The organism is Prosthecobacter sp., assembly GCF_044373815.1.
Classification (GTDB): domain Bacteria; phylum Verrucomicrobiota; class Verrucomicrobiia; order Verrucomicrobiales; family Verrucomicrobiaceae; genus Prosthecobacter.
This window is the reverse complement of record NZ_JBIPNG010000245.1, coordinates 1-9,495: the sequence shown is the minus strand read 5'-3', so window position 1 is coordinate 9,495 and position 9,495 is coordinate 1. Positions and strand designations below refer to the sequence as shown.

The following is a 9,495-nucleotide window of genomic DNA, read 5'->3' as shown; positions in this document are numbered from 1 at the left end:
CACGTTGTCCCGCAGGCTGACCGCCAGGCCGGGAAAACGCATCTGCGTGATCAGATGCGAGAAACTCCCCTCGGGACCGAGGCAGGCGATGGTTGGCGGCGGGTTCATGCGAGGTGGGCATGCTCCGCCGCAGACGCCCACGGTCAAGAACACCGCGCTGGATTTAATCGTGCGCCTCGCGTTCCTTTTCACATGCTGCGCCGCTGGAAAACCATTCTCATCACCCTGCTCGTGCTGGTGGCAGGCGGCTGGTGGGGGCTGCCGTGGCTGCTGCCGTTGCCGGAGGTTCTATTGCGGCCGCCGCCATCCTCCACACTTTATCTTGCCCGCGATGGCACGCCGCTGCGGCATCTGCTGAACGAGGACGGCACGCGCTCCGCACCGCCGGTGAAATACGCGGAGATTCCTCCTGCTCTGGTGCATGCGCTGCTGGCAGCGGAGGACAAACGCTTCTTCTCCCATGGCGGCGTGGACCTCCTGGCGGTCTTGCGCGCGGCGTGGGACAATGGACGCAGCGGACACATTGTTTCCGGTGCTTCGACGATTCATCAGCAGCTGATCAAGAACACCACGCCGCAAACGGGCAAACGGACGCTGGGGGTGAAGACCGCTGAAGCACTGCGGGCGCGCCGGCTGGCGATGTGCTGGAGCCGCGAGGAGGTGCTGGCGGCGTACGCGAACCGGGTTTCGTTTGGCAATCTCATGACCGGGGCCGCCACGGCTGCGTCAGGCTATTTCCACAAACCTCTGGGGGATCTCACGCCTGCGGAGTGTGCGCTGCTCGCGGCACTGCCGCAGTCTCCGGCGCGGCTGAATCCGTTTCGTAATCTGGAGGGCGTGCTGCCGCGTCAGCGCCGAATTTTGGACAAGATGCACGAACTGCACTGGCTGGATGACGAGCAGCATCGTGTGGCATTGGATCAGAAGATCGTGCTTCAACGTTTCAGTGGTGGGTTCGAGGCCCCGCATGCGGTGGAGATGCTGCGCGGAGGAGGACATGGAGAAACGATTCGCACGACGCTGAATGCCACGCTGCAGCAGCAGGTGGAGACGATCATCGCTCAGCGGCTGGAGTCGCTGAAAGGCCGCCATGTAACGCATGCAGCGGTGGTGGTGATCGAGAATGCGACGGGGGCGGTGCTCGCGCTGGCCGGGTCGCGTGATTTCTTTGCGCAGGATGGAGGGCAGCTCAATGGGGCGTGGGCGGCGCATTCGCCGGGGTCGGCGATGAAGCCGTTCACCTATGAGATCGCTTTCGAGCGCGGAGCTACGCCGGCGAGCATTGTATCCGATCTACCGATCGAATTTGCCACATCATCGGGCACATATCGCCCTGAAAATTTCTCCCTGCGCAGCTATGGGCCGATGACGTATCGCTATGCGCTCGGCAACTCGCTCAACATCTCTGCGGTGCGTGTGCTGGATTCCATCGGCGGAGCTGAGACGTTGCTGCCGAAGCTGCGTGAACTCGGCATGAGCACACTCAACGAAGACGCCGCGCACTATGGACTGGGTCTTACTATTGGCAATGCTTCGGTGCGACTGGTTGAGCTCGCGAATGCGTATGCGTGTCTCGGAAGGCTAGGGCGGTTCAAGCCGTGGACGCTGCTGCAGGATGACCGCGCTGCGGAAGAACGGCGGCTTTTGGGAGAGAATGAAAGCTGGCTGATCGCGGATATTTTGAGTGACAATCAAGCGCGGGAAATGGCGTTTGGAAGCTGGTCGGTGCTGAGGCTGCCTTTTAAGTGTGCCGTGAAAACCGGGACGAGTTCCACCTTTCGCGACAACTGGACGCTCGGTTATACGCCCGAATTCACGGTCGGTGCGTGGGTGGGTAATTTTGACAACACGCCGATGCAGGATGTCAGCGGAGTCACGGGCGCAGGGCCGATCTTTCGGGATGTGATGCTGCACCTGCATGAGAAGCATCCTGCGACGTGGTTTGCGACGCCGAAGGGGATTGTGCGTGCGCGCATTGATCCGCGCACAGGGAAACGGCTGACACCGCAGACGCCGCCGGCGCGGGTGAGTCGCGAGGAGTTTTTCGTCGGCGGCAAGCTCCCCGCTGTGGCGCAAGCGGGTGATTATGATGCGCGGGGCCGTGCGATTCTGACACGTGAGTATGCCGCATGGATTGGCAGCGGTGCGAACTGGCTGGGTGATCTGGTTACGACTTCGGAGACTGAGGACAGGCCGGTGCTGCGGATCATGAATCCGATTCCCGGCACGGTGGTGATTCTTGATCCGGATATTCGCAACAGTGGCAACCGTTTGCTGCTGCAGGCTGCGGGGGTAACTCAGGCGCGCTGGAGCTGCAAGACGCTTGAGCTAAGGAGTGAAGGTGCTCACACTTTTGCGATTCTCAAAGCGGGGAGGCACGAGATTGAGGTGAGGGATGAGGTGAGTGGCCTTAGTGCGCGAACGTTTGTGATTGTACAAGAAGAGTAACTGTCGCATTCGCCATGCCCTCATATCCCCCCAGAAACACCCCCGCCAGGCAAAAAGGACGCTTGCTGCGAAGCGAATCGATTCTCAGAGATGCCATTGAAAAATCCAAGGACTTAAAACGACTGACCAAATTCGCAGAGAATGTCAGGCACTACCATCTGCAGGTGCTCAAGGCTCGCAAAGTGATTGCCAAGCCTGCGTGCGATGCGCAAAACGATCAGCGGATACAGTCTGAGCTGGCCAATATCGAAAACGAAACTGTTCAATGGCAGACGATGCCGGTGGATGAGATTTTGCTACGATATGGACTGCCACAAGACAGACCAATGTGACCGAAGGCGGGCTCCGTGGAACCGATGGGCTAATGAAGGCTTCTTGCATACCTACGGCATGCGCCCTTAAGCTGAGGGTGTGTGGTGTACGTGGTCCAGGGGTGGCGCTCGTGCCTCGCTTACCCCTGGCTACCGGCTGTGATCCCTCCGGGATCGTGTCAGAACACTGGGAAAAATGCACGCATGGCGAAGGTCGATTATTCGGCCAGGCCCGAATTCAGGAAACACCTCCAGCAATTGGACTGAAGAGAGTACTTCCTCAAAAAAGTGATCTCCTCTGCCTTCCTCCCAAAGCTCCTGCTGTTCATAGAGACGTTGGGCATCGGCTTCGGCCCCCAGTGTCCAGACGGCATTCATGCCCGGGATGCGGCGATACGTTTTTTGAGCTCCTTTATGCCTGTCGCCACCTGCTCAGTGCTGCGAACGGCAGCAGGATTTGCCTCGTATTCATGCAATCGTTCATCAAGCAACGTTGCAGTCTCGGCAGTAATGGTGCTGTCACGTGAAACATCCTGCCAAAGCTCCGAAACGAGCCGCAGCTTTTGATCCACGGTGAGCGCACTCAAGGCGGGCATGGTTCCGAGAATCATGTGGAAACATGCCCTCTGTGCGACGGCTGGCAACGGCTTCTTTTTGCTTCAGGAGGGTGCGATCATACCACCACGAGCACGATGGCGCTCATCATGAGCAGGGCGCCGGCCAGACGCCAGCGCATGACTTTGGGGCCGAGGTGCTGTTCGGCGTTCATGAACCAGTGGCCGATCATCCATACCAGGGCCACGCTGAGGAGGCCGCGTGAGGAGTAGACGATGTTGGCCGAGGTGGCCTTGCCAAAGACGGCAAGGGTGCTGACGAAAATCATGCTCTGGGTGCCGAGCAGGACCGCCCCACCCACGAGCCATGGCCAGGCCTGGACCCGGATGGCGCTCAGGGGAGCGGAAAAGCGGAAAATGAGACCGAAGGAGAGGAGGGCATTGATCCAGAAAATGCAGGGCAGAAGGCGGCCGACGCCCCAATAAGGGCCCCACTTTTGCACGAGCACATCGAAGATGGCGAAGGCCACCGCACCGATGCCACCCGCGACGAAGGTGATGAGCAGATGACGCGGCGGCTGGCCGGCATCTTTGCGGTTGAGGAAGGTGATGCCCAGGACGCTGAGAAAGGCGGCGATCCACAGCTTCAAACCCACGGCCTCACCAATGAGCAAGGGGGTGAAGAAGGCGACGAGGATGACTTTCAGCCCAAAAACGGGCACGGCGACGGACACATCCCCCTTTTCCAAGGCCAGAAACTGGGCGAGCTGGCCGACGAAGAGGCACATGGCGATGACGCCGGGCTGCCACAGATCGACTATTTCCACAGGGGGACCGCCGAACAGCCAGAGGAAGGAAAACAGCCCTGCGACGATCAAATTTGCGACAAATGTGGTGCGCCAGAGGCCGACTCCGAGGTCACTGGAGCGTTTCAGCACGAGCGCCCCAAAGGCATACAGGAGGGCGGCAATGAGCGGAAAAAGCGTGGTGGCGAAGGCTGGGGACACCCGTGCCATTAACACGGGGGAGCAGGGTAGCAAGCGCGAGGAATTTCATCCTCTTAAGCAGCCACTTGCCACGCGCTGAGTGCTCGCTAAGCAGACAATCCCCCATTTTCCATTTTTCCCATGAGCGCCACTTTTCCCGAACAATCCGTCGCCGTCCTTTTCAGTGGTGGTGACGCTCCCGGCATGAATGCCTTCCTGCGCGCCATCGTGCGCCTGGGCCTGAACCGTGAAAAAATCGCGGTGCTCGGCATTCGCGACGGCTACCGAGGCCTCGTCCGCACCGCACGTGCCGTGAATGACGATGCTGAAGCTTTGGTGCGTCTGAAAAAAGATATCGCCACCCACACGGGCCGGGCGGGTCTGATCTCCGAGCAGCTGCACGTCATCCAAATGGACCACGCGAGCGTGAGCGGCATCATGGGCAAGGGCGGCACCATCCTGGGCTCTGCGCGCTGCCTGGAATTCCACGAGAAAAAGGTGCGTGAGAGCGTGCTCAAGCTCCTGAAGAGTCTCAACGTGCGCGCGCTGGTCGTGGTGGGTGGTGACGGCTCGCTCACGGGCGCCCGGCTGCTGGCGGAAGAAAGTGATCTGCGCGTCATCGGCATTCCTGCGACGATTGACAACGATCTTCAATTTACCGATATGGCACTGGGAGTCGATACGGCGGTCAACACGCTCGTCTGGGCGGTGGATCACTTCATTGATACCGCGCGCAGTCACCGCCGCGTGATGGTGCTGGAAACGATGGGCCGCGCGAGCGGAGATCTGGCGCGGATGGCCGGCCTGGCTTCCGGTGCAGAAATGATCATCACCCCCGAAGCGGGTGCGCTGAACGATGAGGCCATGAAGAAGCTCGCCGCCAAGATCGAAGGCGCGATGACGCGCGGACGCGGCCACGCCATTGTGCTCGTGGCGGAAGGCGTGGAGTTTGACCCGCCGCAGAAGCGCAACCGAGCCTACGTATTGATGGATGCCTTCCAGCAGTATTTCCATCGCGCCGGGGCCCCCTTCCCTGATCTCGAAGTACGTCCGTCCGTGCTTGGTCATTTGCAGCGCGGCGGTCACACGACACCGGAGGACTGCATTCTCGCGGCTCGCTTTGCGGACCGTGCGTGGACCAGCATTCAGCAGGCGGACGGCGGCAGCGGCATTACCGCGCTGCGGAAAAATGTGATCGAAATCGTTCCCTATGGCGAACCTGACATGCCGGAACGTGCGGCCTTCTCCCGTGAGATGGAGCGGCTGCATGATGATTTGAGCTCGTGGTAGCCCAGAGAAGGTCAAGATGCGCCTGAGCGTAACTTTGACCTACTTGACTGGATTTCCGTTCTTCACCCAGCGGTCCATCCATTTCACCGTCTTCTCCCACATCTCGGGGAGGTATACATGGCCGACGCCGGGGTAGATCGTGTTCTCGAAACGGGTGGTGGAATCCTGGCCATGCAGCGCATACACCTGGTTCACGATGTTGCCGATGTGACGCACGCCATCGGTGGGTGAGCCGCTGTCTTGATCACCGGTCATAAAGAGCATGGGGCGTGGTGCGCCGAGGGCGATGACGGCTTCGGTGTCGAAGTGTTTGAGCATGCCGGGGACGAAGTAGTAAATGCCGTGGGCTTTGAGCATGCCGGCGCGGATGAGTTCTTCGTAGCGTGTCATGCAGCCAACGCACACGGCGGCGCGCGGACGGTCATCAAGCGCCATGATCCACCAGCTGCGGGTGGAGCCCATGCTGATGCCGGTGACGCCGATGCGCTGGGCGTCCACTTCCGGGCGCGAGCAGAGGTAATCGAGCGCGGTGAGATCATCACGCAGCATCATGCCCCAGAGCGTGCGGTCGGCCCAGAGATTGAATTTGGCGGCGGTCATCTCGCCGTTGCCGCCTTTCTGCTGCGGGCCGTCGGGGCCCTGGCCGTTGCGTTCGCCAAAGCAGGGTGCGTCGATGCCGAGGACGACGTAACCGGCAGCGGCCAGTACAGGGCCTGCGGCCACGGGTGTGGCGTTCGTTTGAAGGAGCTCCTGTTTGCCGATGTCGTACTGCCCGCCATGCCAGTGGCAGTAGAGGATGGCCGGAGCTTTGCTCTGTGCTGTGGCGGTCTTCGGTGCAAAGACATAGCCTTTCACGGTCTCGCCTGCGCCATTGTCGAATTGGAGAGTTTCCAGGGTGTAGCTGTCTTTGTCTTCGCGGGTGAGCACTTGGAATGCGGAGATGGGTGGGCGTGGGGGGAGGTCGCCGAGAAGTTCGTTTAACTTCGCGCGGATTTTTGCGCGCTGATGCTGCCATGCGTCGAGGGAGGCTGGCACCTGCAGGGGCGGGGCGATCTTTGTCTTAGCGAGCCAGACTTCGGCTGCGGCATTGGGTTCAGCGGCTTGCATGTGGGTGAGCAGGAGAGTGAGACAAACAGCGGTGGTGCGCATGCGCCGGTTCTATCAGGTCGGGAATTTTCGCGCAACATGGATGCAGTGCCGTCGTTCACAACGATCCATGAAACACACTTCCCTGCTCACCCTGACGCTCGCTCTTGCCGCCTTTGCTGCACGTGGCGAGGACAAGCCACTGCTCGCCATTCCCGGCAAGGTCATCTTTGAAAACAATCTCAGCTCTGGTACCGGTGCTCCGTGGAAGGCGGCCAAGGGCAAGTGGGAGGCGGTGGACGGCGTGCTGCGCGGCTCTGAACTGGCGGCTGACAAGCATGGTGCAGTGACCCGCCTGCCCAACAAGCTGAAGGATTTTGTCATCGTGTATGAGTTCAAGTTTGCCGGGGCCAAGAGCACGAGCCTTTCGATCAATGCCATCAAGGACCACATGGCGCGCATCATGATCACGCCGAAGACGGTGACGGTGCAGCGTGATGACAACGACCATGAGGGGCCGGACAAGGCGGTCGTCTTTGCCCGTTTTCCCACGGAGCTCGGTGAAGGCTGGCACAAGGTGCGCCTGGAAATGGTGGGAGACAAGATGCTGGGCAAGGTGGATGACCTCGTTGCCTGGGGTGCCAATGATCTTTTCCAGACAGAGAAAGCGAGCCCCGGATTCACGGTGAGCGGCCAGTCGGTGGATTTCCGTAACTTCTCACTGACTGAAGCCACGCTCAATCCTGCGTGGGAAGAGGTGAAAGCCACCCTGCCGAAGCCCGGCGAAAAGGTGGCTGCTGCCGCCAAACCGGCTGGCAAAGGGAAGAAGAAGGCGGAATAAGGCGGTGGATTGACTTTGCCATGCGTCCTCGTTAAAAAAGGCGCATGGCATTTCCCATTCGTTCTCCCCGTGATCTGGTCGGCGGCATCGCCGTCTTTGGCCGCATCCTCGATAAAATCCGGCTCAACGCCAAGGAAGGCAAACTGCCCGACGGCTATCACCTGGGCTACCTGAGTGGAAACCGCACCTTTGACGAGCGTGTGTGCAAGTTTCTCGGGGTGGACTTCAGTGAACTCTCGGAGCGTACGCTGGCAGGTGGAACGGACGAAGAAATCCTGGAATGGTGCTGCCTCAATGGCAACCGGCCGACGGCGGAGCAGATCGAAATTTGGAACGGCTTCATGCACAAGCGGGGCTGGCGCGATGCGGCCAGTGAAGGGCTCATCAAGCAGCGGGCCGAGGCCGGCCTGGCTCATCGCGAAGACCTGGTGACGTTCTTTGACATGATGGATGTCGAAGAAGGACGTGCGCCCTGATCAGAAACCGCGCGGAGCCATGGAATAGAGGCCCAAGGTGACGTCATAGGCATCGAGCAGCGCCATGCGCTTCAACTCATGGCCTGCGCCCCAGGAGTCGGTGAAGATCAGCTGGTTTTTGGCGAGGTTGTACCCAATGACCATGCGCATGTGGCCACCACTGACCTGTCCGCCACCCGGCAGCGGTGGATCTTCGGGCTTCTGGCCAAGGAACAAACCCCAAAGCAGAGGAACTCCTTTGTCGGTGTATTCCTTGACGATGGAGAGGAACTCCTTCTCTGAGACACGGCGCTTGCCTCTGGAGTAATACTGTTCGGGATTGATCAGCGGTTTGAAAGTCACATTGAAGGCTCCATCGATTTTGGCGAGGCTCTTCTGCATGGTGGTGATATCAGCGCCGCCTTGAGCATCGATGCTGACGAGTTTGGCCATCTCGTGCTGGTCACAAGGAATGCGCATGTATTCAAAGAGGCGCTGGCAGCTGGCGGCGACGCAGTAGCCTTTCTGCCCCTGATCCACCATGGGTACGCCGGAAATGTAGACATCGCCTTCAGCCGTCCTTTTCACACGCTTGAGCAGTTCCATGCGCTGGACACCGGTGGCCATCTTGCCCATGCTCCAGTCGGCCTGATTGGGTGCGGCGAGTTTCAGGCGCAGGAACTCGGGCTTGGTGACTTTGCCGGGTGTGTTGTAATCGTTGTATTCGAGCAGGGCGACGCCGCCGGGCGAAGTCCAGTTCCAGCCGGTGACGGGCAGCGCGGCATTGGAAGACAATATCTGACGCTTGGGGGCCACCTTCAACACCTGGCCGAGATTTTGACCGATCAGTTTGAAAATGCGGTCGAATTCCGCCGTGGTGATATCGCCCGAGTCGCCGCGATTGTAGAAGGAGAGGGTCGCACGGGCTGCTTTGCCGTTCACAAACTCCAGAATAGCTTCCTCCACTTTGATGGAACCGCCGAACATGGTCAGATTGGTCTCCGCGTTGCTGAACATGTGACGGGAGAAGCGCGCGCGGTCCTTGGCACTGCTCACCCATTCAAACTGCGGGGGCTTCGGCTGCTTTTCCTGATCTTGGATTTTCAGCTCGTAGTTCTTTTCCAAGTCTGACGAACTCCATTTCCAGAGGCTCGTAAAATTCAACAGTGCGTCGAGATTGGCGGAGAGCTCGGGAAGCTTGCGCTCCTGTGCTTGTGCCGGCATGGAAAGAAGACAAGCGAGGATTGCCAGACAAACGCCACGATTCATGCAACGGTTTTAACCGCTGTGCCCCATCCAAGTCAATCACTTCGCCACAACAGCAGCACGATCTGATGTCAGAAGGCTCTGAAGTGGCTTGGGATAGACACCGAGGATCAGGATGGCGAGGGCAAGGGCACCAGCGACGGCTTTGGCGGGGACCGAGAAGGTCAGTGCGGGGACGTCGGTGCCTTCGGTGGTGTACATCGCGAGGATGGTCTTGAAGTAGTAGTAGAAACCGGCGGCGGCGGCGATGACGGCGCA

Annotated in this window: 9 protein-coding genes and 1 pseudogene; 5 read left to right on the top strand and 5 right to left on the bottom strand. The window is 59.8% G+C overall.

Going from position 1 to position 9,495, the window contains the following annotated elements; translation table 11 throughout:
- The first annotated feature begins 192 nt into the window (after window positions 1-192).
- Together pbpC and ACIREA_RS18790 are read left to right on the top strand one after the other, a co-directional pair.
- Window positions 193-2,448, top strand: coding sequence for a penicillin-binding protein 1C (pbpC, locus tag ACIREA_RS18795; protein WP_397383872.1), 2,256 nt, complete (start codon window positions 193-195; stop codon window positions 2,446-2,448).
- A 14-nt stretch (window positions 2,449-2,462) separates the two neighbouring features.
- A complete protein-coding gene (locus ACIREA_RS18790) occupies window positions 2,463-2,780 on the top strand; it encodes a hypothetical protein (protein ID WP_397383871.1) in 318 nt (105 codons plus the stop codon).
- Window positions 2,781-3,133: 353 nt separating this feature from the next.
- Here ACIREA_RS18790 and ACIREA_RS18785 read toward each other — a convergent pair whose 3' ends face one another.
- Complete coding sequence (locus ACIREA_RS18785) at window positions 3,134-3,370, bottom strand: addiction module protein (protein ID WP_397383870.1); 237 nt, start codon at window positions 3,368-3,370, stop codon at window positions 3,134-3,136.
- A gap of 62 nt (window positions 3,371-3,432) precedes the next feature.
- On the bottom strand, window positions 3,433-4,320 hold the full coding sequence (locus tag ACIREA_RS18780) for an EamA family transporter (protein ID WP_397383869.1): 888 nt from the start codon (window positions 4,318-4,320) through the stop codon (window positions 3,433-3,435).
- Window positions 4,321-4,440: 120 nt separating this feature from the next.
- Here ACIREA_RS18780 and ACIREA_RS18775 point away from each other — a divergent pair, with 120 nt between their 5' ends.
- Window positions 4,441-5,589, top strand: coding sequence for a 6-phosphofructokinase (locus ACIREA_RS18775; protein WP_397383868.1), 1,149 nt, complete (start codon window positions 4,441-4,443; stop codon window positions 5,587-5,589).
- A 39-nt stretch (window positions 5,590-5,628) separates the two neighbouring features.
- Here the strand turns inward: ACIREA_RS18775 and ACIREA_RS18770 are convergent, their stop codons facing one another.
- Entirely contained in the window at window positions 5,629-6,738 is a 1,110-nt protein-coding gene (locus ACIREA_RS18770; protein WP_397383867.1) for an alpha/beta hydrolase family protein, read from the bottom strand.
- A 67-nt stretch (window positions 6,739-6,805) separates the two neighbouring features.
- On the opposite strand from ACIREA_RS18770, the gene ACIREA_RS18765 reads away from it, so the two are divergent.
- Both ACIREA_RS18765 and ACIREA_RS18760 read left to right on the top strand, forming a co-directional pair.
- Window positions 6,806-7,516 carry a hypothetical protein gene (locus tag ACIREA_RS18765; protein WP_397383866.1) on the top strand — a complete coding sequence of 237 codons (711 nt, stop codon included), beginning with the start codon at window positions 6,806-6,808 and terminating at the stop codon, window positions 7,514-7,516.
- A 44-nt stretch (window positions 7,517-7,560) separates the two neighbouring features.
- Entirely contained in the window at window positions 7,561-7,992 is a 432-nt protein-coding gene (locus ACIREA_RS18760; RefSeq protein WP_397383864.1) for a DUF5069 domain-containing protein, read from the top strand.
- Here ACIREA_RS18760 and ACIREA_RS18755 read toward each other — a convergent pair whose 3' ends face one another.
- Together ACIREA_RS18755 and ACIREA_RS18750 are read right to left on the bottom strand one after the other, a co-directional pair.
- Window positions 7,993-9,195 (bottom strand): C39 family peptidase, encoded by a 1,203-nt coding sequence (locus tag ACIREA_RS18755; RefSeq protein ID WP_397383863.1) that lies wholly within the window; start codon window positions 9,193-9,195, stop codon window positions 7,993-7,995.
- 81 nt (window positions 9,196-9,276) lie between these two features.
- Window positions 9,277-9,495 (bottom strand): annotated as a pseudogene (locus ACIREA_RS18750) (hypothetical protein); the annotation flags it as partial.